24 protein-coding genes and 1 pseudogene are annotated in these 23,774 nt (G+C 36.3%); all 25 read right to left on the reverse strand.

Translation table 11 applies throughout. From position 1 onward, the window contains the following. Window positions 1-13 precede the first annotated feature (13 nt). The gene (locus tag B494_RS0109555; RefSeq protein WP_017472173.1) at window positions 14-1,201 is read right to left on the reverse strand and encodes a pyridoxal phosphate-dependent aminotransferase; all 1,188 of its coding nucleotides are present in this window, start codon (window positions 1,199-1,201) and stop codon (window positions 14-16) included. Window positions 1,202-1,220: 19 nt separating this feature from the next. Continuing rightward, complete coding sequence (locus B494_RS0109560) at window positions 1,221-1,745, reverse strand: hypothetical protein (RefSeq protein WP_017472174.1); 525 nt, start codon at window positions 1,743-1,745, stop codon at window positions 1,221-1,223. After that, window positions 1,711-1,884, reverse strand: a complete 174-nt coding sequence (locus B494_RS19200; protein ID WP_017472175.1) for a YpmA family protein — start codon at window positions 1,882-1,884, stop codon at window positions 1,711-1,713. Before B494_RS19200 ends, B494_RS0109560 begins: the two co-directional genes overlap by 35 nt. A gap of 78 nt (window positions 1,885-1,962) precedes the next feature. Next, window positions 1,963-2,760 carry a ComEC/Rec2 family competence protein gene (locus tag B494_RS0109570; RefSeq protein WP_017472176.1) on the reverse strand — a complete coding sequence of 266 codons (798 nt, stop codon included), beginning with the start codon at window positions 2,758-2,760 and terminating at the stop codon, window positions 1,963-1,965. 53 nt (window positions 2,761-2,813) lie between these two features. Next, window positions 2,814-5,546: an ATP-dependent DNA helicase DinG gene (gene dinG, locus B494_RS0109575; RefSeq protein ID WP_017472177.1), complete on the reverse strand. Its 2,733-nt coding sequence runs from the start codon at window positions 5,544-5,546 to the stop codon at window positions 2,814-2,816. Window positions 5,547-5,823: 277 nt separating this feature from the next. Further along, entirely contained in the window at window positions 5,824-6,210 is a 387-nt protein-coding gene (gene panD, locus B494_RS0109580; RefSeq protein ID WP_017472178.1) for an aspartate 1-decarboxylase, read from the reverse strand. 20 nt (window positions 6,211-6,230) lie between these two features. Next, window positions 6,231-7,103, reverse strand: coding sequence for a pantoate--beta-alanine ligase (gene panC, locus B494_RS0109585; RefSeq protein ID WP_017472179.1), 873 nt, complete (start codon window positions 7,101-7,103; stop codon window positions 6,231-6,233). An 11-nt stretch (window positions 7,104-7,114) separates the two neighbouring features. After that, entirely contained in the window at window positions 7,115-7,948 is an 834-nt protein-coding gene (gene panB, locus B494_RS0109590) for a 3-methyl-2-oxobutanoate hydroxymethyltransferase (protein WP_017472180.1), read from the reverse strand. Window positions 7,949-7,960: 12 nt separating this feature from the next. Further along, window positions 7,961-8,941 carry a biotin--[acetyl-CoA-carboxylase] ligase gene (locus B494_RS0109595; RefSeq protein ID WP_017472181.1) on the reverse strand — a complete coding sequence of 327 codons (981 nt, stop codon included), beginning with the start codon at window positions 8,939-8,941 and terminating at the stop codon, window positions 7,961-7,963. Next, window positions 8,917-10,122 (reverse strand): CCA tRNA nucleotidyltransferase, encoded by a 1,206-nt coding sequence (locus B494_RS0109600; protein WP_017472182.1) that lies wholly within the window; start codon window positions 10,120-10,122, stop codon window positions 8,917-8,919. Before B494_RS0109600 ends, B494_RS0109595 begins: the two co-directional genes overlap by 25 nt. 3 nt (window positions 10,123-10,125) lie before the next feature. Further along, entirely contained in the window at window positions 10,126-11,262 is a 1,137-nt protein-coding gene (gene bshA, locus B494_RS0109605; protein ID WP_017472183.1) for an N-acetyl-alpha-D-glucosaminyl L-malate synthase BshA, read from the reverse strand. Next, on the reverse strand, window positions 11,262-11,669 hold the full coding sequence (gene mgsA, locus B494_RS0109610) for a methylglyoxal synthase (RefSeq protein ID WP_017472184.1): 408 nt from the start codon (window positions 11,667-11,669) through the stop codon (window positions 11,262-11,264). The genes bshA and mgsA overlap by 1 nt, the downstream gene beginning before the upstream one ends. 39 nt (window positions 11,670-11,708) lie before the next feature. Beyond that, window positions 11,709-12,512 carry a 4-hydroxy-tetrahydrodipicolinate reductase gene (dapB, locus tag B494_RS0109615; protein ID WP_017472185.1) on the reverse strand — a complete coding sequence of 268 codons (804 nt, stop codon included), beginning with the start codon at window positions 12,510-12,512 and terminating at the stop codon, window positions 11,709-11,711. Continuing rightward, on the reverse strand, window positions 12,505-12,861 hold the full coding sequence (locus B494_RS0109620) for a nucleotide pyrophosphohydrolase (RefSeq protein ID WP_017472186.1): 357 nt from the start codon (window positions 12,859-12,861) through the stop codon (window positions 12,505-12,507). Before B494_RS0109620 ends, dapB begins: the two co-directional genes overlap by 8 nt. Before the next feature lie 715 nt (window positions 12,862-13,576). Next, on the reverse strand, window positions 13,577-13,786 hold the full coding sequence (locus tag B494_RS0109625) for a hypothetical protein (RefSeq protein ID WP_017472187.1): 210 nt from the start codon (window positions 13,784-13,786) through the stop codon (window positions 13,577-13,579). 30 nt (window positions 13,787-13,816) lie between these two features. Then, a complete protein-coding gene (lhaT, locus tag B494_RS0109630; protein WP_017472188.1) occupies window positions 13,817-14,422 on the reverse strand; it encodes a lipoprotein heptaprenylglyceryl N-acetyltransferase LhaT in 606 nt (201 codons plus the stop codon). A 199-nt stretch (window positions 14,423-14,621) separates the two neighbouring features. Beyond that, on the reverse strand, window positions 14,622-15,203 hold the full coding sequence (locus B494_RS0109635; RefSeq protein ID WP_017472189.1) for a ReoY family proteolytic degradation factor: 582 nt from the start codon (window positions 15,201-15,203) through the stop codon (window positions 14,622-14,624). A gap of 47 nt (window positions 15,204-15,250) precedes the next feature. Continuing rightward, the gene (locus B494_RS0109640; protein WP_017472190.1) at window positions 15,251-16,501 is read right to left on the reverse strand and encodes a tetratricopeptide repeat protein; all 1,251 of its coding nucleotides are present in this window, start codon (window positions 16,499-16,501) and stop codon (window positions 15,251-15,253) included. Between the two features lie 291 nt (window positions 16,502-16,792). Continuing rightward, a pseudogene (locus B494_RS21435) lies at window positions 16,793-17,219 on the reverse strand (ISL3 family transposase); the annotation flags it as partial. 194 nt (window positions 17,220-17,413) lie between these two features. Next, window positions 17,414-18,700: a 3-phosphoshikimate 1-carboxyvinyltransferase gene (gene aroA / locus B494_RS0109655; protein WP_017472193.1), complete on the reverse strand. Its 1,287-nt coding sequence runs from the start codon at window positions 18,698-18,700 to the stop codon at window positions 17,414-17,416. 13 nt (window positions 18,701-18,713) lie between these two features. Further along, entirely contained in the window at window positions 18,714-19,814 is a 1,101-nt protein-coding gene (locus B494_RS0109660) for a prephenate dehydrogenase (RefSeq protein WP_017472194.1), read from the reverse strand. A 2-nt stretch (window positions 19,815-19,816) separates the two neighbouring features. After that, complete coding sequence (hisC, locus tag B494_RS0109665) at window positions 19,817-20,917, reverse strand: histidinol-phosphate transaminase (RefSeq protein WP_017472195.1); 1,101 nt, start codon at window positions 20,915-20,917, stop codon at window positions 19,817-19,819. 16 nt (window positions 20,918-20,933) lie between these two features. Further along, entirely contained in the window at window positions 20,934-21,296 is a 363-nt protein-coding gene (aroH, locus tag B494_RS0109670; protein WP_017472196.1) for a chorismate mutase, read from the reverse strand. Continuing rightward, a complete protein-coding gene (gene aroB, locus B494_RS0109675; protein ID WP_017472197.1) occupies window positions 21,293-22,375 on the reverse strand; it encodes a 3-dehydroquinate synthase in 1,083 nt (360 codons plus the stop codon). Before aroB ends, aroH begins: the two co-directional genes overlap by 4 nt. After that, complete coding sequence (aroC, locus tag B494_RS0109680; protein ID WP_017472198.1) at window positions 22,375-23,541, reverse strand: chorismate synthase; 1,167 nt, start codon at window positions 23,539-23,541, stop codon at window positions 22,375-22,377. The genes aroB and aroC overlap by 1 nt, the downstream gene beginning before the upstream one ends. Window positions 23,542-23,774 lie beyond the last annotated feature (233 nt).

Genomic DNA, 23,774 nt, shown 5'->3' on the forward strand with positions numbered 1-23,774 from the left:
CCAAAGCTCTCTTTTATATTTGTTGGTGTTTGTTAATAAAATGTTGAATCCGATCAATGGCTTTCTCTAATTGATCAAGTTCAATAGCATAAGATAATCTGACATTATTCGGGGCGCCAAATCCGCTACCTGGTACAAGTGCCACTTTTTCTTCTTCTAATATCGCAGTCACCCACGCTTCAATAGAATCGAATCCCGTTTTTTTCATTGCTTCTGATACATTCGGAAATAGGTAGAAGGCGCCCATTGGTTTAAGGCAACTTATTCCTGGTACTTGAGTAAGTAACTCATACGTACGGTCGAGTCTAGTCTTAAAAGCTTGTTTCATCTTAATAATTTCATCATCACTCGCTTGATAGGCTGCAAGTGCACCATACTGAGCTATTGTTGTCGGATTAGATGTTGAATGCGAAATAAGATTACTCATTGCTTTAATAATTGTCTTACTCCCAACGGCGTACCCAATACGCCAGCCTGTCATAGCATGTGATTTTGATACACCATTAATAATTACTGTCTGTTCCTTTAATTGACTTGAAAGTTGACTAATGGATATATGCTCTTGGTCAGTATAAGTTAATTTTTCATAAATTTCATCAGAAACAATTAATAAGTTATGTTTAAGACATACGTCACCAATTGCTTTCAATTCTTCTTTTGTATACATCATACCTGTTGGATTACTAGGCGAATTAATAATAACTGCTTTTGTCTTGGAAGTAATTGCTTCATCTAATTGTTTTGCTGTTAATTTAAAATGATTTTTTTCTTCTCCAGTCACAAAAACGGGTTTTCCTTCTGCTAATTTAATCTGCTCGGGATAGCTTACCCAATATGGAGCTGGGACAATGACTTCATCCCCCTTATTAAGTAAAACCTGAAATAATGTAAATAATGCATGCTTTGCTCCTGTTGTCACGACAACTTGATCAGGTTGATAGGAAAGTTGGTGATCACGGTACATTTTATTTGTAATCGCTTCTTTTAGCTCTAGTATCCCCCCTGCTGGTGTATATCGCGTTAGTCCCGTGTTCATCGCGTGTTCAGCCGCGTTAATAATAAAATTTGGTGTATTGAAGTCTGGCTCACCAGCACCTAACCCTATGACATCATGGCCAGCTTGCTTAAGCGCCTTTGCTTTTGCCGTTATTGCCAAGGTTGAGGATGGCGTTAATGTTTGTACTCGATTTGCTAGTTGCATGTTATCACCTTTCTTTCAGTTAATGGTTTGCAAATGATATACCACTATCATACTCTCCATTATCTAAGCGATAGTAATCATAGCTTAGTCTACCTGATTCATCAAGATAGACAATCTCCAAAAGAGGGGTTTCATGACGTAACCCTATTTGGGTATGGTATACATCTTGGTAAACAGTTTGGTTGCGCCATTCGTCTAAAATGTGATCAATTTCAATCCAATCTTGTTTATAGTAAGTTATCAATTCAGCATCTTCGTCAATCTGATCAACAAAAATGACTAGATCTTCATCCGAAGTTGATGTCGCTTCTACAACATGAAAATACCTTGCCCCGTGATAGCGCGAAATGTCGTCAATCGAAGCAATCTCTAGTTGTTGCTCAACACGTTCCCTTGTATCAGAAAAGCCTTTTGTTCTTTCCATATTAACGCTTTGATACAAATAAACTGAAAAACCAATTATAAGTAGGATAGCAAGGATAAATAGAAATAAGACGACTTTTAGCCAACTAAGTTCGATAAATGGTGAAGACTGCCGTCTCATTGTCCACCTCATCTAATGCTAAGCCAAACATTAAATCGTCATCTTTAAGTGTTCGGTTTAAGCTATCAACTATTTTATATAGTTCAGGATTGTGTTGTAATCTTACGGTTGATAGCGTTTCAATTTGTTCTTTTCTCATTTTATCCCAGCCTTTTCTATCGAATAATCCATATCGCACAACGATATATGGGAATCCTGTATACATTATAACAGGTTTTTAGTCAAAATTAATATGATGCTTCACATTTTTTGTATGAAATTGTACCTCTATATCATAATCGGAATCTTTAAAGATGGCAATAAGAGAGCCAATATCTTCTAAAAAATACGGTTCAATCCAGTGTTCTTCAAGATAATATAATAATTCGTTGTTTGCTTCATTTTGTGCAGAAGTGAAAAAAATGGCTGCATCTGGATTGATTTTTGTTAATATATTTCGATCCGGCAAAAATGTTTCGCCAAAATGTGCGGTTTTAACAATTTGAAAATCATACTTGTCAAGATTTGTTAAATCTTTTTCAGTGATGCTCGTTCTCCCCATAAAAAGAATTGCTTGATTATTATATGTGAGCACGTTGGTTGAAGCGCGCGGTTGATTTGAAACAGCCAAAACATGAAAGGTTAACCCATCACCTAAGTGAATGCTTGCAGGCTCTTTACTCAATGTTAATTGCGTCCTTTGATAATGCGATGTTTCATTAATATCTATTATTTGTCTAACGTCAAAATTGTTAATGATCAAGTCTTTATTCGCGCGATATCTTTGATCTTCATCTGTTATGATGAGATGATTAATGGTATCAACCTCTAATGTTTCCAATAATTTAATTAAATAAATTCCACTTGCTTTTGATCCGGTATTAATTAGAGTATATTGCTGATTGGTTCCTTGTACTAGTGTTGCTTCCCCATCTGGAAGGTCAAGGAAATACACAACTATTTCTGACTGATTAGAGAAAGATACAAGTATGGACATTGTGAGTAAGAGTAGCCCAAATAGCCAAGCTATCTTCATTTTAACACCACCTAAATAATGTTTGGTTATTATCCCACAATATGAAGGTGTTACTAAACCCAATTATTGGCTATCTCTAATAGTTCATTTGTTCTCCGGTGAAAAGTAGGCACGTTCGCAATCGAATTTAGAAATGTCTGTCCATAATGTTTTGTCATAATACGATCATCACAGATAAATATTATTCCTTTATCCGTGTGAGAACGTATGAGACGACCGAAACCTTGTTTGAACCGAAGAACGGCATTAGGCAGTGACAAGGATAGAAATGGATTTTCCCCACTTGCTTCTATGTCTGAATATTTTGCTTTAAATACAGGATGGTTGGGATTATCGAATGGTAATCTAACCATAACTACACACGTTAAATCACTACCAGGTATATCTAACCCCTCCCAAAAAGCGTTCGTGCCAAATAATATTGCTTGATTAAAGCTTTGAAAGTTTTTCTTTAATCGTTCATGACTTCCACTTGAAATGCCTTGCGCAATTAGGACATAATCATCATTAAATAACTCTTTTAACAGATAATACGCTTTTTTTAACATATCATATGAATTAAATAAAATTAACATACGCCCTCGGGTGATTTCTGCCAAAGTAAAGATAGCCTCACAGCTTGCTTCAATAAAAGGGTCCATTTCCTTATAGCGGGCTAGAGGAAAATCGTTTGGGATCAGCACTTTTACTTGACTTTGATAAGCATATGGTGATGGAATCTTTCGTTCGACTATAACATCACAATCTAGGCCGATTTGCTTTTTGAAAAATTCGAATTGATCATCTGTAGTGATTGAAGCACTCGTTAGAATAACACTATTTGTCTCCTTAAATAAAGTTGATCTTAACAATTGGTTAATTTGTAATGGCTCTTGGTATAAATAAACAGCATTTTTAGCACCATAAGATTCGATTTCAATCCATTTTACACTTTGATCATCCTCATTTGGTGTAAAAAATCGTTTTAATCTATCTTTCATTTCTTTTAGATCGTTCGCATGATGGTCAATTAACAATTTTTCTTGTTGGGTCGTTTGAATCTCGTTCAATTGGTTTAACAGATCATTAATGAACAGGATTAATCGATTTGCCATTTCTTCTGTTGTTTGCCAATCTGCTTGATAGGGATGCTCAATTACACATTGATAACGTCCAACATCGTTTTTATTAATCTCCCTGCTTCTACGGGCGTTTACATAATGATAAATATACCTGAAAAACATATCATTTTCTTCTAAAAGTGTTGTAATGAGTTGATTTGTTTTATGATTTAAATGATGATTATGTAGCCCTTTTAGCATGTGGCTAAGTGAGATAATCCTCTTTTGGAAGCTAAGATAATTGATTTGCATCCCCGCTTTATTAGCAAATACACGTTCTAATTGATGAGCTTCATCTATAATAATTTTATGGATACCATGAATGGGTGACCGTTTCCGAATAGTATAATCTGCTAATAACGCATGGTTAATAATGATTAAGTCAGCTTGTTGGCTTTGTTGAAGCGCAAACGCATAAAATGATTCACCATGATTGTTTACCTTTACTTGTAAAGCGTGTTCAGTGGCAACCGAAACCTGCTTAAAGAAGTGATCCCCACCTGAAGGCAACTGTAATTCAGCGATATCCCCTGTTTCAGTTTCTGTCAACCAAACGGTAATCATTGCTTTAATTAATACTTCGTCATAATTTCTGTAGGGTTGTTCTTGTAAGGCTTTTTTAAATAGAGATAAACTTAAATAGTGTTGTTTACCCTTTAATATAGTTGCTCGAAAAGAAAAAGGTAATACATTCCTTAGGCGTGGTATCTCTTCTTGCAATAATTGTTTTTGGAGCTGGGTTAAGTGTGTACTTACCATAATTTGCTCATGCTGGTGCTTTGCTTGATAAAGAGCTGCGATAAGATAAGCCATCGATTTGCCAATCCCGGTACCAGCTTCAATAATTCCATGTTGATGACTTTGGAAAGCATGGTAGATATACTCAATCATTTCTCGCTGACCGGGGCGATCTTCATATTTTTCAAAGGCTTTTTTAAAGGGGGTATTATCCTGAAAAAGCATGTCTAATAACTCGCCAAATGGTAGATCAGTTTCTCTGGATTGTTGTTGTGCTGAGACCATCGGTTTAATAGCCAAACCAAAGGGATAGTCATAAGATCGATTAATCTGTTCTTGGCATTTTGCCTTTTCTTCTTTTTCAATCAATATATCGCTTAAGTTACTTTTTAAATAAGGTTCTAATTGCCGTAATTGTTTAATTGTCGTTGATGGTAAGCTATCTAATTTTACAAATAGTTGATCAAGCAGTTTAGCAGTTACGTATGCATCAGACAAGGCTCTATGGGGATCATTGTGCTCAAGCTTTAACCATTGAGATAGATGGGCTAATTTAAAACTTGTTGCTTTGGGAAATAACACTCGACTTAACTCTACTGTGTCGATAATAGGTTGTTTAAGTGGCGAATAACCAGCATTTTTTAATTCAACATTTAAAAAACCTAAGTCAAATGGTACATTGTGTGCCACAAAATAGACGTTTTCAAAAAAAGCAATAATATCACCAGCAACCTCTTCAAAGCTAGGCTTATCAATAATCATTTCATTGGTTATTCCGGTCAAATGTGAAATAAAGCGAGAGATATGCTTATTCGGGTTGATTAATTGATTGTATTGGTTAATAATTTCTCCATCTTGATAAATGACAATCCCAATTTCAATAATGCGATCCCCTTTGTTAGGCGTATTTCCTGTTGTCTCTAAATCTATAACTGCAAATTTATTCATAAATATCATCCTTATCTTTTTGTGCTAGATAAAACGATGTTCATTTATCACAGCTAACCGTCCGTAAACACCCACTTCAAAATAATGAATAGAGTAATTGGTTAGGGTGCTGTCCTAATTCATTCAACTAACAATCCGTGCGTGGATAAGATCGTAGACTAAAACCGCCACGTCCTGTGGCAACGTCTGCATGACCTACACCCTGTGCCCCTCCGCCCGCGGATTGAAGTTTTTTTAAAAATAGATAAACACTTACCGCTACGAGGTAAGTGTTTATCTATTTATACACGGTTAGAGGCGGCTCTTGTTCTAGTATTTCAACAATGTTATTTTGATCATCCATTAGTGCCACCCTAGGTTTAAACGACAATAATTCATCATCAGAAACCGCTGCATAAGAAACAACAATAATGATGTCATCAACTTGAACGTGTCTAGCTGCTGCTCCGTTTAGACAAACCATTTTACTTCCACGTTCACCAGAAATAACATATGTTTCTAATCGGGCACCGTTATTATTATTAACAATCTGAACTTTTTCATGAGGTAATATATCGACTGCCTCAAGGATATCCGGATCAATCGTAATACTGCCAACATAATTTAAGTTCGCTTCTGTTACACGAGCGCGATGTAATTTCGCTTTCATCATTGTTCGGTACATGTAAGCCACCCCCTCTTTATTTAATACAGGGAATCGACGGGTTCACCTCTACTATCAATAATAATATTATCAATTAAGCGTGCATGACTAAACTGCACGGCTAATGCAATAATTATTGTTCGATCACATTCGCTGACTATTTCTAGTTCTGGAAAGGATAGTATCTCCACATAATCGATTTGTCCTGAAGTTTTTTTGTTAATATGATCTTTAACTTCATTCACTATATTAACAGGATTTTTTTCCCCGTCAATGATTTTATTTCTGGCCAATTGTAAAGCTTGATGCAATTGAGGTGCTTCCTCCCTCTCATGGTCAAGAAGATTCGTATTACGACTACTTTTAGCCAAACCATCGTCATCTCGAACTGTTGCAACCATTTTTAGTGAAATTGGGAAATTAAAATCTTTAATTAATAAGTCTACAATAGCTACTTGTTGGGCATCTTTACTACCCAAATAGACATAATTTGGTTCGATGATATGAAAAAGCTTGGTTAATACCGTAAGTACACCCCCGAAATGCCCCGGTCTCGATCGATCACAAAGTACACCTATTCTCTTTTCTGCAACCATGGTCACACCCATAGTTGAAGGATACATTTGATCAGCACTTGGAATAAAAAGGTAATCAACTTGTTTATTTTCAAGAAAATTTTCATCTTTTTGTTGATTTCTTGGATAGTTGTCGAAATCTTCATTTACCCCGAATTGAAGAGGATTGACAAAGATACTTACAATAATAATATCCGCATCTTCATAGGCGTGGTCGATTAAAGCCCCATGACCTTCATGTAAATACCCCATGGTAGGGACGAACCCTATCGATTGACCTGTTTTTTTAATCTGCTGAATCTCATCTTGCATTTCTTTAATCGAACGAATCGTTTTCATTATATATTCACCTACTTTTTTTCCTCAGGTAAACCAACCGTTGATTCTGTCAAATAACTGTGCTTACCTTCTGGAAATTGCGCTGTTTTAACATCTTCTATAAATGAAGTTAACGCTTTATGACCGATAGTGTTGAAGTTTGCATATGTTTTAACAAAGCGTGGGAAACGATCGACACCATATTGTAGAAGGTCGTGGTAAACAAGAACTTGACCGTCACAATCAATCCCCGCTCCTATCCCGATGGTGGGAATTGATAACTTATTAGTGATAAGGTGGGATAATGTTTTAGGTACACCTTCTAAGACACAAGCGATTACCCCGCTGTTTTCAAGGGCTTGTGCCTGTTTAACAATCCTTTCGGCACTCTCTTGATCCTTTCCTTGTACTTTAAAACCTCCAAATACATTAACCAATTGTGGTGTTAAACCAACATGGCCAATCACTGGAATTCCAGCATGTGTTAAACGATGAACCAATTCATAAATCTCATCAGTCCCACCTTCTACTTTGATCGCTTGAGCCCCCGTTTCTTGGTACAGACGTTTGGCATTTTCTAAAGATCTTTCCATTGAAATATGATAAGACATAAAAGGCATATCAACGACAATAAATGTATTAGGCGCACCTCTACGTGCGGCTTTGCCATGATGAATCATGTCTTCCATTGTGACGTTAATGGTTGACTCGTACCCGAGCACAACCATCCCTAAAGAATCACCTACCAAAATAATATCTGCTTTGGCTTGTTCAACTGATTTAGCAGACGGATAGTCATAAGCAGTGACCATCGTTATCTTATCACTGTCCTGTTTCATTTTTAAGAAATCTAATCTTGTCTTCAAGTATAGAACCTCCTAAAACCATTCTATTTCAGCAGAGTATAGTTTTTTCGTTTTATGACCATGCACATCTTCAATGATTAGTGCCCCATCATCGGCAATGCCTATCATTTTACCTTGACTCCTTTGCTTTCCGCTACGATAAGTCAATATTTCACCAAGTTTATAGGCGTAGCTCTCCCATTTGCTCTTAATCATTTTAAAGCCATCGGTTAAATAGTTTTGATAATAAGTCTCAAACCTCATTAAAAGATCTCGAATAATTTCTTGTTTATGAAATTCTTGGTTAGCTACTGTAGCTAATGATGTAGCAATATTCCCCAGACCACTTGGAAAATCTGATTGATTTTGATTAACATTTAATCCGATCCCAATTACCAGGTAATGGATTTGATCTTGTTCAGCTTGCATTTCTGTTAATATACCGGCAATTTTCTTTTCATTAATTAACAAATCATTCGGCCATTTGATCGACGGTTCTACATTTGTTAATGATTTTATTGTATCAGCTAAACAAATTGCGGTTAATAAAGTTAACTGAGGCGCCTCTGATGGCAATAATTTTGGACGCAAAATAAAGCTTAGCCATATCCCCTTAGCATTATCAGAATCCCAGTTGCGATCAAGACGTCCTTTTCCTTTTGTTTGTCGATCTGATACAATAACAAGCCCCTCTTGCGCCCCAACTTGTGCTTTTTGATTAGCTAAGCGTTGAGTAGAATCTATCTCTTCGTAATGTTCTAATGTTTTTCCCAACCAATTTGTATTTAACCCCCAATAGATCGTGTTTTCGCTAACTTTGTCGGGCTGCGAAATCAACCGATAGCCCTTATTAGGTACCGCTTCAAATTGATAACCATCACTTTTTAATTGCTTAATTTGTTTCCAAATGGCTGTTCGTGATATGTCCAATTGCTCTGACAACCATTGACCTGATACAAAGGTATGCATGTGCGCTGATAATAGTTGTATTAATTTTTCTCGGGAGGATGACACTTTAGGACCCACTCCTTTATTTCTTTAATCTGATTAGTTACTTTTGCTTCAACAACTGCCCTTTCAATGTCTTTAAGGTAATCATGAATCCAAGGTCCTCTTTCTCGTAGAGGATACCATTTTATAAGGTCACTTCCACTAATTTTTATATCTTTTTGATTTGCGATCGGAATTGATCTTCGTAGCACCTGGACACGCTTCCTATCAATACATTCATATGCTAGCGCCTCGATTAACCGGATAAAACGTTGCTCCAGATTTTCAGGCAATTGATAAATTAACCAATTACTCCATCCTTCTCCTTCAAATAAATTAACTAAATAGCTAAGATGTTTAGCATTATTAAGCGCTCGATTGGACAAACGATAGGCCTTAGTCCATGTTGTTATCGATGGACTCTGCGGTGATGTTCTATTTAAAAAAACAATAACATCAATTAAATGTTTAAAAGGCTTGTTAATGCTTTTAAGTTTATCAACAATATCCGAGTGATCCTGAAAAATAGGTAGATGGGAAAATAAATGCACATCGAAACAACACTTCAGTCCATAGTCAACATAGTCACCATTGAATAGTTTAGTTAATTCGACTGTCACGCGTTCTATGGATAGTTTTTCAACCATATTAATCAAACGTTTGATTGCTGTATAGGTGTACTCATCAAATCGAAAATTTAATTGGCTGGCAAATCTGAGTGCTCGTAAGATTCGTAATGGATCTTCTGTAAAGCGTTGGTTTGGAGACCCTACAGCTCTAATTGTATATTGATCTAAATCATGTTTACCTTTATAAGGATCAATTAAATGATCGGTACTTGTTAATGCCATTGCATTAATTGTAAAATCACGTCTTGAGAGATCAATATCAATGGAATCAACGAAGCTGACGTGATCAGGACGACGATAATCAGAATAGCCAGATTCAGATCTAAAAGTTGTTACCTCAAAAGATTCCCCCTTATATCTGACGATCACTGTTCCGTGCTTAATACCAACGGGGATTACTTTTTCAAAAATAGCTTGAATTTGATAAGGCGTGGCAGATGTTGCTATATCAATATCGTTTATTTGATGGCCTAGAAAATGATCACGCACAGCGCCACCAACGATATAAGCCTGGTACCCTTTATCTGTTATAATATTGATGAGTTCTTTTGCTTTTTTAAAATGATCAACCTGCATCTTTTAATCCTCATCCTCAAGTATTCGTTGATAAATCTGTTCATACTTAGCGATAATTACTGACGGTGTGAAATGTGCTTGCACAGATGATAAGGCCTGTTTAGCAAAACGTTGGTGCATCTCTTGATTCGTTAATAACTCTAGCGCAATTTCACTTGCTTTTTTCGTATCACCTAAAGGAACAATAAAGCCATTATTATTATCTTTAATCACTTCGGGAATACCACCAACATCTGTTCCAATACAAGGCACTTGGCACGCCATTGCTTCTATCAATACAAGTCCGAAGCTTTCCTTTTCCGACATTAGTAGATTTAAATCAGCAATTGAGAAAAGATCAGCCATATTTTGTTGATTTCCTAGAAAAAGAACACGATCCTTTATCTTTAATTGATCGACAAGTTCAACCATTGCATTATATTCTGGTCCGTCCCCTACTAATAATAACTTTACAGCTAATTGCTTTGAGATTTCTGCGAATGTAATGATCACATCCTCGATGCGTTTTACTTTTCTGAAATTTGAAACATGTACGATTATTTTTTCTGATTCGTTTATTTGAAAAGCTTTTTTCAATTTCTTTTGATACGAACGATAATAATCATTCGTATCAATAAAATTGTAAACAACATCGATTGCTTTGTTAACATTAATAATTTGATATGTTTCTTCTGCGAGACTTGTTGATACTGATGTTACAGCATCAGATTGTTCAATACCATAACGAATCATTTTTGTTAGGCTTTTATCAATACCTAAGACCGTAATATCTGTACCATGTAATGTCGTAACGACTTTAACATGATGGTTAGCCATTTGTTTTGCTAGGATGGCACAGATCGCATGAGGCATTGCATAGTGAACATGCAAAATATCAAGTTGTTCTCGATCAATTACTTCAGCCATTTTGTTAGCTAAAGCCAAGTCGTGCGGTGGATATTGAAAGACCGGATAATGACTAATTTCCACTTGGTGATAAAATATGCGAGCTGAGACATGATCGAGTCGAAAAGGCATATCTGTCGTAATAAAATGGACTTCATGCCCTTTATTGGCAAGTTGCTTACCTAGCTCTGTTGCGACGATGCCAGAGCCACCAATAGAAGGATAACAAGTGATACCAATTTTTAAAGCTTTCATCATTCTGTCTCTTCTTTAATTAAATCTCGCCATGCAAAAAAATTGGCATCAAGTGCTCTTATCATAATTTCAGCACCAGCAAGGTTTGTCACTAGTGGAATTTGGTGAACATCACATAAACGCATTAACGCACTAATATCTGGTTCATGAGGTTGAGCTGTTAATGGATCTCTAAAAAAGATGACTAAATCCATGCTATCTTCAGCAATTTTGGCACCGATTTGTTGATCTCCACCTATAGGACCAGATTGAAAACGATGAATAGGTAAATCTGTAGCTTCACTTATTTTTTGTCCTGTTGTCCCGGTAGCAAAGAGTTCATGTTTCTCTAAAATATGTTGATAGGACTTCGCAAACTCAATAATAGATTCCTTTTTCTTATCGTGTGCAATCAGGGAAATTTTCATTAGTCTCCAACTCCTTCGGCGATTATTCATTTGTTTTACTTAGTCTAACATTAAATGCTCTAGACCATATACTAATTCTTTCATATTTATGACATGATCAATAGCAAATTTAATACCAGACATAAAAGATTCTCGATGAAAGGAATCATGTTGAATTTTAAGATTCTCACCAGGTCCAGCAAAAATAACTTCTTGGTGGGCAACTAATCCTGGTAAACGAACACTGTGAATCCGCATGCCATCAACGTTTGCTCCCCTAGCCCCAGTAATTGTTTCTTCTTCTTCTAGATGCCCTTGCGCTTTGGATTGGCGATTTTCCTGAATCAGCTCTGCTGTTTTAACAGCCGTTCCGGAGGGAGCATCCAATTTTTGATCATGATGCTTTTCAATAATTTCAATATCAGGGAAATATTTAGCAGCTAATTTTGAGAATTGCATCATTAATACAGCACCCATTGCAAAATTAGGTGCAATAACGGCCCCTATACCTTTGTCTTTTGCTAAAGTCGTTAATTCTTCTAACTCTTTAGGCGTAAAACCCGTTGTTCCAACTACCGGTCTCACACCATGAATAAGCGCAGATTTAGTGTGTTTGAACCCTACTTTGGGACTTGTTAAATCAACTAAGACATCAGCATTAACTTCATCTAGACAGAGATCAATATCATTATAGAATTTCGCGTCGAAATTAGGTAAGCCTTCTACTTCATTGACTCTTTTTCCAGTGTGTTTCATATCAATACATGCCACCAAATTTAATTCAGCATGTTTTTTAATCATTCTGAGCGCTTCACTCCCCATTTTACCACTTGCACCTGCTACGACTACATTAATTTTACTCATTATATTCACGCTCCGTTTCTTTTTTTGTCCAACGATCTTTATCTCTTGTTTCAATTTTGGTCATCGCCTGATCAAAAGCATCTGAAAGATCAATATCAAGGGAATTTGCAAACGAAAGTATGACAAACAATAAATCACCTAATTCATTCTCAATGGTATTTTTGTCTTCTGATTTTTTTTTAGGCTTTTCCCCATAGAGATGATTTACTTCTCGTGCAAGTTCTCCAATTTCTTCAGTAAATCGTGCCATCATCGCTAAAGGACTAAAGTAACCTTCCTTAAATTGTGATATATATGTATCAACACGTTGTTGCATAGATTGAATGCTTTCAGCGCGGCTTGTTGACATGTTTGTCCCTCTCTCTCTTATAATAAAGTCTTTTTTATTATGGTAGCGAAAACAACATCGTTTGACAAATTTCTTAACTTATTATCCATTATAAGCTTTTCTAAAATATTGTACAAAAAAAGACACCGCCTGACAATCAGGCCGTGTTTAAAGGGGTGTACAATACATAACATAGGTGAGCTGAAAAAATATTTAAATGAGGTTGGGACAAAAGTAAAAGACGTAAGATCAGTTGCGAATGATCCGTTTGTTTTGTGAATGGATTATTCGTCTTTATTATATTAAAACGAATGATACCAAATAGCTGAGGAAATATGCGACACTCTAGCGGGAACAGCACGAGCTGAAGATCCATTCAGTAAAGCGCTTTTGGCTTTACTGAATTAGCTGAAGCCGTGCCCGCAGAAAGGGAGTATATTTCCTCTGCGGGTATGTGATAAACCTACACATTCTAACACCATTCGTATTTGGAAAGCATATTTTTGTTATGTCCCGGCCTCATTCATCATAGATAAGCCTCCTTATAACGCCGACCTACAAATAGCGCGTCTTGCTTAGCTATTTAGACGGAAGCTAACGGAGGCTAATGTCTTGATTCACTCAACGGTCAATTAGCAGCAGAAGAGCGAAAACGTTCACTGATTGAAGGTTCGCTTTATCCACCCAGCTATCTATAAATTGGATCACCATTACGTGTAAAAAAAGAATATTTATTCTATTTAATTTCAATTTTTTTAGGCTTGGATGCTTGATTGGTTCTTTTATTCGCTCGATACATTCTAAAAATAACATATCCTAAACAAATAATGATTAAAACGCTCATAATGACTAATGATTTTACCAACTGAATAGAATGAAATTGATTGATTTGAGCTAAAGTAAAATTTAACGAGAGCTGATAAGAAAGCAGAATAAGCCCAAGCATATCATCGGCCTCCTACCTTTTTACTGTAGCCTATGCTAATTCTTTGAACTTGGTGTCTGATTTTGATTTTTTTCTAATTGTTAAATAGTAAGTTAATCCAATCGAAGCTATGCTTAACCAAAAAGTGAAATAACCAATTTCATTCATGTATATATCTAAAGAACGATAACGTGGCATCATACCAAATATATAATCAATAAAATCATTATGTATTGTCCACAAACCAGCGACAACAAGATGCTTTAATTTAATCTTGTAATGGGAAGCATATAAAAGGCCTTGAATAGCCATTGCCCCATGTGAAATAATAAGCATGTAAGCCTCAGGAGCTAAGGAGCCATCAGTGAAATAGGTTAAAATATTCATTACCACTGCCCATATGCCATACTTAAATAGCGTAACGATTGCTAGGGCTTCAATATAAGGAACATGTTTACCAAAAATATAGAAACCTAAAAATATAGTAAAGAACAAACTAGCTGTTGGACTGTCTGGAACAAATATTAAAAAAATAGCAGGTGTATTGGCAAGTTGATTGCCATACCATATATAACCATATATTGTGCCGATTAAATTAATGAAAAATAAAGCAGTTAAAAATAAACGATGTCTAAGTATGATGTGGATATATGACAATGATAAAACCCTTCCTAAATTGTTTTCTGGATCTCTTGTTTTATTGTATTTATCAATTATAGCTCAAAACTTTCACACTCGATAGCACATCATTCTATTTACAGGTCATTTCGTAAACATTGAATGAACCGAATGATAAGGGATTTTATCAGTTATCATCCGGCTTTTTCTTTTCTATATTTATTTTGCTTGACGGAGATCAATGATCATCAATACTAAATAAGGGATCTGTGTCATAAGCGTCATTTAATTGTTCGAGTGCCATTGTATATTTGTTAAAGTTCTCTTTATCATGATGATCAAGCGCTTGATCTATTTTTTTCAATAATTGATTTTTCCTAGCCTTGAATAGTGTGTAATTTAGAAATTCACTTGCTAACATTTTCTCTCTTTTCGTTATAAAAAAATCATCAGGTAAAAACGGATTATCTTCTAAAACTGCGCTATATTCAGCGCTTTGGTGAGCATTTTCAAAAGAAAGCTGTATATATATTGGATCTTGCCTATTTAACCTTATGTCATGAAAAGATTTCTCTGCATCGGTTGTGACAATATGATCTTTATAAAAACGAAATGGAACATCGTTTGAACATTGAGCAGAGATAATGATGCCCCGAGGACAAAAACGTGCTTCTCTTATAAAATGAACATTTGCCAATAAACTCTCGTGGTTGGTTAAGTAATTTAAGATCCAAACGCTCTCTCTTTTTTTTAACTTATAATGTTCTAAAAACCAAAGAATAAATGCCTTTTTGTCGTGCGTGGATACAGACGTATTCAACAAGCTTCCCTCCCGATCATTCCTTAGGAAAGTTATTATGACACGACTCAACTATTAAGACGTATCAGGTAATTCTCAATTTCACTATCACTGGGCTCAATGGCTAGATAACAATTAAATATACGAATCGCTGCTTCCTTTCTCCCCTCCTCGACTAAAAAGTAACCATATGCTTTAAGGAAATCACTATCTTCTTTAAAATCGTCATAGGCTTCTTGATATGCATGAAGTGCTAAATCGTATTGCTCTTCTTCTACATATGCTTTAGCTAATTCCCATTTATAATAACCATCTTGCTCTCCTTGATCTATAATATGAGAAAGCAGATCAATTATTGCTTGAAAATCATCATCAGATCGATAATTTTCAACTAAGAATAAGACCGCTTCTTTATATCCAGGATCAATAGCTACGGCCTCTCTTGCTAAACGATAGCTAGATTCATTATTTCCGGAACGACGCGCTAAAGCTGCTCCAGTTAAGAGTAGCTCTTTATTTAGTGGATCAAACTTCAAACCATCTTGTACGGTTTGATAACCTTGATCAACTAACCCTTCTTCATCGTACGCATGAGCTAAATAACTATAAACAGAAGCATATTCTTTGTCACGTTCAATAAGCTCCTCCCAAACCTTGATAGCTATATCTAATCGCTTAGCTTGATATGCAATAAATCCGTATCGGAAAAGCGTGTCTTCATCTTCTTTCTCTGCCTTTTGGTAAAAGGATAATGATTGTTCAAATTCGCCAATAGCTGCTAGTGATTCAGCAAGCCTTAAGGAGATATCAATTTCAGCGATACTTGATTGCGTTTGGTGCACCTTCTGGTAATGTGTAACCGCTTTTTGATATTCTCCTAATGAAAAGGCTAATTCTGCTCTGGCAAAATCGATTAACGGTTCATGAGGAGCCGATTGTTTGGCTTCAATGAGCTTTTGCTCTGCTACTTCAAACAACCCTTGCGTCTGATACAGATCAGCAGAGGCCAGAAGTGCAGGCAGATAATGATCGCTAGATGGCTCGATTTGTTCCAGAAGACTTAATGCTTTATCATCTTGCTCCAAATCAATATATATTTCGGCGAGTGTTAAATGGAGCTCTGTTTCGTGTGGATATGCTTCTCTTAATGGCTCTAATACATTTTTTGCATCTTCTTGTAAGCCGAGTTCTAAAAATAAATCAGCTATAGTAAATTTCTCGTCATCACTAGCTTGTGGTAAGTATTGATCTAATATACGAATTGCTTTTTCAACGTTATTTTGTTCAATTAAATGAATGGCTTGATAAATAGTTTCCATCTGTGTAACAACCTTTCAACTCTTGCTTGAATTAGCTTAATCATATCGAAAAAAAATAAATTATTCAACGATAAACAATCTTTATTTAAACAAAAAATGGTTCTCTGTCAAATGTGGTGGTGTAATATTCACTCCACCATTCATCTTTGTTAAAAGCTTGCTAAGCCGCAGAGGGAAATATACTCGCTTTCCGCGGACGAACGCCCAAGCCTCCTCGCAAAGACAGCTGTGGGGTCTCGGTCGCCCGTTTTTCCGCAGGAGTCTCGCATATTTCCTCTGCTATGTACTATTTCAAACGAGAGCCTTTTTAACCTCTTGTTGCCATAATATTTTATGTTTCAAACGTTGAAAATTTTTGATGCCAAGAGTCTCGCTTTAAAACCTTTATCGTATTGTTTATGCCTTCGATATAACCATTATTAAATGGATACATGAACGATTGTAAGATCGCTTGTTTCCAACGTATAAACGTTTTTCTTACGCGGTGAAATGCATTAATGTTAGAAGCACGCTTCCATTCTAGACATGCCGCCATTCCTTTTCTAGCTGTCTTCTCATCACTTGTCTTAAACTATTCATCTAATTTGTTCTTTAACTCATACGCTTCTTTTAAGCGTGGATCCATTTGTAAAAGCTTCTCAACCTTTTCTCGTCCTTTCCCTGACAATTTATAGGGGGACTTCCACAATGACTTCTTACTCCGTTTCATATGAATCCGCACTCATAGCCCCTCTCTTTTTCTATTGTCTCGACAACTTTAGGATAACAAAGAGAGGGAGAATGAGTGTGTTTTTTTGCACACTATCACGATAGAGGACACCACCACATTCAGTATAGCGCCCAAAAAATCACCTTTCTATAAAAAAGAAAGAAGAACACCTTGTCTGCTGAAACAAGATGTTCTATCACATGTTAGGTTATTTTTTTTAAGTCTTCAAAAAAACGAGGATATGATACGTTAATTGCTTCTGCGTCTATTAATGTAATGTTACCTTCACAGATGAGTGAGGCAATAACAATCATCATTCCGATTCTATGGTCACCGTATGAATTGAGTTGTGTTCCCTTTAAAGACGCGCCACCTTCAATAATCATCCCATCATTTGTGGGCTTAACATTAGCACCCAAAGCGGTTAATGTTTGAACAACACTGTCGATTCGGTCTGTTTCTTTATATCTTAGTTCTTCTGCATCTCGAATAATTGTTTTTCCTTTTGCTTGCGTAGCAAGTAGTGCGATAATTGGCAACTCATCAATCATTCTTGGTATGATATCACCACTTATATCAGCACCGTGAATCTGAGAGTGTTTGATCGTTATTGAACCGATAACTTCACCGCCAACATGTGCTGTCTCTTTAATTTCAATGTTAACGTTCATGGCCGCTAATGCATCTAATATGCCCGTTCGCGTGTGGTTTAAGCCAACCTCTTTAATGGTTATTTCACTGTTAGGGACAAGTAAAGCCGCAACGATGAAAAAAGCAGCTGATGAAATATCACCGGGTACTTGAATCTTAGCTGCTGTTAATTGTTGCTTACCAACTAATGTTATTTCATTACCATTCACTCTGATATTGCCACCGAATGCAGTCAACATATTTTCTGTGTGATCACGTGTCTTGGTTGATTCAATAATGGTTGTCTTTCCTTCCGCCAATAGACCTGCTAATAGAACCCCTGATTTCACTTGCGCACTTTTTACTTGTGGTCGAAATGTGATGCCTTTTAGCGATTGACCCCGGACAGCCATTGGGAGGTATTTTCCCATTTCACGACCATCTAGTTTAGCTCCCATTTGTTCTAATGGCTTAGCAATTCGATCCATTGGGCGTTTAGTTAGAGATTGATCACCATATAAAGTCGTGTGAAAAGGCAAACCTGCGAGTACACCTAATAGTAATCGAGCTGTTGTTCCTGAATTACCTAGGTTTATGGGTAATAAAGGTTCAGTCAGACCATCAATACCCTTACTTCTAATTGTTACCTTTTGGTGCTGTTGTTCTATATCAACACCCATTAACTGAAAAGCTTTAATGGTTGCTAAGCAATCTTCACCGTCAAGAAAATTTGTAATGATTGTTGTACCTTTAGCTAAAGAGCCGAATATGATAGCTCGGTGAGAAATAGATTTATCACCAGGTACAGCCAATTCCCCACTTAAAGGCGAATGTATTGGTTCTAATGTTAATGGTTTCAATGCAATCCCTCCCTTAATCTTGTAACATTGTTTCATAACCATTTCTAATCAGTAAGCGATGACTATTTATTTGGTCTTCTTTTGTTACAAAGCTTAATCTTAGAACACCTGTGATGCCTTCTCTAATTTCCAAAATTTCAATGTTTTTTATACTGATCTCCTGCTCAGCTAATAATGAGACGACTTTTAGTAAAGCGCCGGGTTGATCAAATATATCAACATACAAATCATAAAATCCAGGTAAGGCTCCTTTTTTTAAATGATCCAAGCCATCTCGATATTCACGGGCTTGTTCTAAATAATGATACATTGATACTTTGTCATTGCGATCTAAAAGTTCTTTTAAATCTGTCATTTCATTAATCCAGTCTACTAGCAATGCAGACAGGATGCTTTTATTTTGAAAAAAAATATCTTGCCACATGGTCGGATTACTAGAAGCAATTCTAGTAATGTCACGAAAACCTCCTGCTGCAAGGGTTGGTATTTTATCATGTTTATTTTGCCAACGTTTGGCTTGATGAACAAGAGATGATGCGATTAGATGAGGAAAATGTGAGATTACACTTGTCATTTCATCATGCTCTTTTGCATCTAAATGTAAAAATTTCGAACGTGTAGCTGTTAAAAGGCCCTTTAGTACCTTAATTGCTTCTGTATCCGCCTTTTGAGTAGGTGTGACAATATAGATTGCATTTTCAAAAAGGTGGGCTTTAGCGGCTTCGATCCCTTTTTTATGTGATCCTGCCATTGGATGCCCACCAATAAATGTGACAAAGGGATTATCTATTAATTCAGCTGTTTGCATCACATTTCCTTTGACAGAAGCAACATCAGTAATAATAACCGGTTTAGTGAAGTGCAAGTCCTTTATCACCTTTAATAAATCGATTGTTTTTGTAACAGGAGCAGCTAGTATACAGAAATCGACAGTCGTCACTGCTTCTTCGAATGAAGTTGCAACTTCGTCAATGATTGCTTGATTCAAAGCATATTTTAGGGTTTTTTTATTCACATCATAACCGATGATGTGGTGATTACCTTGTTCACGAATTGTTAAAGCAAGAGACCCTCCTATTAGCCCCAGTCCTGCTACCAAAATTTTCTTAGTCAAACTTATTCAACTCCTACATGTGTATCCAAAAAACTTTTTATTTCAGTTTGTAACACTTTCATATCGTCTTCTGTTCCAATGGTAATACGTACAGCATTAGGATGTCCCAGTGCTTCACCTGATCGGACAATAAAACCTCTTGTCAATAAATACTCAAATAATCTATCACCTGAACACGGAAGCTTAACGAATATAAAATTTGTTTCTGAGTCATAATATTCCAAACCGATCTCATCAAAAAAATTCATCATCATAATCTTGCTTTTTGTGGTTTCTTTTAATGATTGTTTAAGAAAATCTTTATCTTGATAAGCTATGGCAGCTGCTTTCTGAGCAATTTGGGTAACGTTAAAAGGACCTCTAGCTATATTAAGCACTTCGCTAATAGCTAGGTTTGCAATACCGTATCCAACACGTAAACTTGCTAGACCAAAAGCTTTTGAAAAAGTTCTTAATATGATTAGATTAGGGTATTGATCCAATAAACTTAATGTGTCTGGAGCTTCAGGTGATGTGATGTATTCAAAATAAGCTTCATCAACCACTACTAATACATCGGATCGACATTGATCAAAAAAACTTTTTAATGATTGATCGTTAATTAAACAACCAGTAGGATTATTAGGTGAGCAGAGCCATACAATCCTAGTATGCGAATCAATAGTATCCAACATTCCTTGAAGGTCATGATAACCGTTAATTACGGGAATTTCTTTCACCTCTGCTCCTTGGATAAGCGCATTATGCTTGTATTGTGAAAAGCTTGGCGTTGCCATTATCGTGTTCGTTCCCGGTTCTAGATAAACTTGACAAATCATTGTAATGATCTCGTCTGACCCGCAACCAAACACAAGCTGATCTGGATCAACTGATAGGTCTTGACTTATCAATTGTCTTAATTCTGTTGCATAGCCATCTGGATAGATTTCGAAATGATTAGCAAATGTTTTAATGGTCTGATCTACCTGCTTTGAATAACCGAATGGGTTTTCATTAGAGGCTAATTTAACGATTTTATTTAATCCATAAGCTTTTTTAACATCTTCTATTTGTTTACCTGGTTTGTATGGTGACATCGATTCAAAGACTTTCTTTGCTTTCAAAATATGTTCCCCCTCATTATTTCAATAAATCTGGTCTAAGCTTTTTTGCTTGGTGTTGATATACATGTATAATTTCTTCTTGCTTAAGTGATGTGTTGATCGTCATCATTATACGAATACAATACGGTAGACCATTTGGTACATCAATTTCTTGCATACACATCACAGGTACATACTCCCACCCACTAAGTTCTCTTATCGGTTTAGCAGGAAATGCGGCATTTAAATCTTGTGTTACTGATACGAATACAGATGCAACATCATCTGCGCTAATATTATTTTCTTTGATCATTGCTTGCGTTAATTCTCGTGTATGGCTAATGATCTCAGATTCATTATTGGAGGAAACAGTTGTTGCGCCTCGAACACCTCTAATCAATTGTTCATCAGCTCCCTTAAAAAGTCTTCAAGCCAAATCGTTATATTTTGGTCATCAATTTTTTCAATAGAAGGTTGACCTAACCCCTTTAATAAGATCATTTGAATACTTTGTTTCTTAGCTTTCTTGTCTTTTTTCATTCTTGAAATGAGTCGAGAAACAGATAGCTTAGGTAATGTTAATGGATAGTGATTTCGTGTTAGCCAGTGCAATACTTCGTTATAGGGCAAGCTAACCTTATAATAATGTTCACTTACTCGAATAGCAAATAACATACCAATCGCTACCGCTTCACCGTGAGTAAGGGTTCCATAGCCTAATTCCGATTCTAAAGCATGGCCTAGCGTATGACCAAAGTTTAAAAATTGTCTCACATTTGATTCGCGCTCATCTTGCTCAACAATCTTTGCTTTAACCGTAATCCCTTTTAAAAGATCTTTCATTAACTGTTCTTCACTTAAATGTTCATTTAAATGTGCATTCTTAATATCTTGCCAAAATGGATCGTTATGAATAATACTATGCTTAGCAATTTCTGCATAACCAGAACGAACTTCCGTCTGCGGAATCGTATGTAGTGTTTCAACATCATAAACAACAGCTTGTGGGGGATAAAAGCTTCCAATTAAATTCTTACCTTCTGGATGGTTGATGGCTACTTTTCCTCCGACACTACTATCATGAGCTAAGATCGTGGTTGGCATCTGAACAAAGTCTATTCCACGCATAAATGTAGCTGCTACAAAACCAGCTAAGTCGCCAATCATGCCACCGCCTAAAGCTATAATAAGCCCATGACGATCTAAACCAGATTGAATGGCTTCTGTCATAATATCAAAATAAAATCGAATGCTTTTTGAACCTTCCCCAGCAGGTACAATGGTGTAACCAACCTTTTGCTCATCACCATTGAGGCTTTGAATAACATCATTTAAATAAAGTGTTTCAACATTGCTATCTGTGATAATAAATATACTACTATACGCTTTATTTAAGTAACGATTAACTTGATGCCTAAGCCCTGTTCCAACAAAAACCTGATAACTATTTGTACTTGTTTGAACCGATATACTCTCCATTAAAAACACCTTACTTCTTCTCGGTATTGCTCGATAGATGCTTTTAATTTAGGGAATTGATCATGCGGGAATTGTTCTAATAAAGCATTGGCAATTTCAAAAGCGACAACGTGTTCCATAACAACGGCTGCAGCAGGAACGGCACATGAATCTGAACGCTCAATACTCGCATTAAACACTTCTTTCGATTCAATATCCACACTTTGTAAAGGCTTGTATAGTGTAGGAATTGGCTTCATCACACCTTTAACGACAATAGGCATACCTGAAGTCATTCCGCCTTCAAATCCACCTAAATGATTAGTCCGTCGCTTAAACCCTTGTTGTTCTGACCAAATAATCTCATCATGAACTTCACTACCATTACGACGAGCCGCTTCAAAGCCAATACCAAATTCTACTCCTTTAAAAGCATTAATGCTCTGGACAGCAAAGGCAATTCGAGCATCTAATTTACGATCGTAATGAACATAAGAGCCGATACCTGGAGGCATCCCTTCAATGTAAACTTGGCAAACACCACCAATAGAATCACCTTCTTTTTTGGCTTGATCAATGGCATCCATCATTTTCTGGCCAGCCTCGCTATCGAGTGCCCGAACTGGCGATTCTTCAGAAATTTTTATTTTATCTTGAATCGTCAAATTTTCAGGTTCATTCGCTTTAATGCCCGCAATTTCAGTGACATAACCGATAATGTTAATATCTAAATGTTTTAATAATGTCTTAGCAACTGCACCCGCTGCAACTCTTGCTGCAGTTTCTCGAGCTGAAGAGCGTTCTAATATATTACGCATATCGCGGTGACCATATTTAATCGCCCCATTTAAATCTGCATGTCCTGGCCTTGGTCGTGTAACCGTTCGTCTTATTTCTTTATCAAGATCTATGGGGTCTTCTCCCATAATATCTTGCCAATGTTTAAAATCATCATTTTTAACTATCATTGCAATAGGTGAACCCAATGTATATCCATGGCGTACACCGCCAGCAATGTCCACTAAGTCCTTTTCAATTTGCATCCTTTTACCACGTCCATGTCCTTTTTGTCGACGCAACAACGATTCATTAATATCATTAGTGGTTAAAGGCATTAAAGCAGGTACACCTTCTACGATGGTTGTTAATTGTTTACCGTGTGATTCTCCAGCCGTTAAATAGCGCATATCGCTTCCCCCTGATTAGTTAAGTTTTTAATAAATATAACACAACTAGCCGTTTCTGTGGACACCTAATAGATAGATTATTCTTTTTTTTCAAACTTTTCTTTAATGTTTTCTTTTTCTTAAGTATGTATGAGTAAAAAAGAAACGTCCATGCCCTATGTTCATGTACGTCTCTTTTATTACAGATAACCGTCGGTAAAACACCCATCTCAAAATAGAAAAAAGAGATCCAT

This window comes from Amphibacillus jilinensis Y1 (genome assembly GCF_000306965.1).
In the GTDB taxonomy this organism is placed as follows: domain Bacteria; phylum Bacillota; class Bacilli; order Bacillales; family Amphibacillaceae; genus Amphibacillus_C; species Amphibacillus_C jilinensis.

Bases quoted from the DNA above. Each gene is read 5' to 3' on its own strand.
- B494_RS0109620 (WP_017472186.1), bottom strand. From the start codon at position 12,861: ATGTCAACAAGCCGCGCTGAAAGCATTCAATCTATGCAACAACGTGTT.
- B494_RS0109570 (WP_017472176.1), bottom strand. From the start codon at position 2,760: ATGAAGATAGCTTGGCTATTTGGGCTACTCTTACTCACAATGTCCATA.
- B494_RS19200 (WP_017472175.1), bottom strand. From the start codon at position 1,884: ATGAGAAAAGAACAAATTGAAACGCTATCAACCGTAAGATTACAACAC.
- panD (WP_017472178.1), bottom strand. From the start codon at position 6,210: ATGTACCGAACAATGATGAAAGCGAAATTACATCGCGCTCGTGTAACA.
- bshA (WP_017472183.1), bottom strand. From the start codon at position 11,262: ATGAAAGCTTTAAAAATTGGTATCACTTGTTATCCTTCTATTGGTGGC.
- panC (WP_017472179.1), bottom strand. From the start codon at position 7,103: ATGAAAACGATTCGTTCGATTAAAGAAATGCAAGATGAGATTCAGCAG.
- B494_RS0109640 (WP_017472190.1), bottom strand. From the start codon at position 16,501: ATGGAAACTATTTATCAAGCCATTCATTTAATTGAACAAAATAACGTT.
- B494_RS0109600 (WP_017472182.1), bottom strand. From the start codon at position 10,122: ATGCAGGTTGATCATTTTAAAAAAGCAAAAGAACTCATCAATATTATA.
- dapB (WP_017472185.1), bottom strand. From the start codon at position 12,512: ATGAGTAAAATTAATGTAGTCGTAGCAGGTGCAAGTGGTAAAATGGGG.
- B494_RS0109555 (WP_017472173.1), bottom strand. From the start codon at position 1,201: ATGCAACTAGCAAATCGAGTACAAACATTAACGCCATCCTCAACCTTG.
- B494_RS0109560 (WP_017472174.1), bottom strand. From the start codon at position 1,745: ATGAGACGGCAGTCTTCACCATTTATCGAACTTAGTTGGCTAAAAGTC.
- aroC (WP_017472198.1), bottom strand. From the start codon at position 23,541: ATGCGCTATTTAACGGCTGGAGAATCACACGGTAAACAATTAACAACC.
- aroB (WP_017472197.1), bottom strand. From the start codon at position 22,375: ATGGAGAGTATATCGGTTCAAACAAGTACAAATAGTTATCAGGTTTTT.
- mgsA (WP_017472184.1), bottom strand. From the start codon at position 11,669: ATGAAAATTTCCCTGATTGCACACGATAAGAAAAAGGAATCTATTATT.
- B494_RS0109625 (WP_017472187.1), bottom strand. From the start codon at position 13,786: ATGCTTGGGCTTATTCTGCTTTCTTATCAGCTCTCGTTAAATTTTACT.
- dinG (WP_017472177.1), bottom strand. From the start codon at position 5,546: ATGAATAAATTTGCAGTTATAGATTTAGAGACAACAGGAAATACGCCT.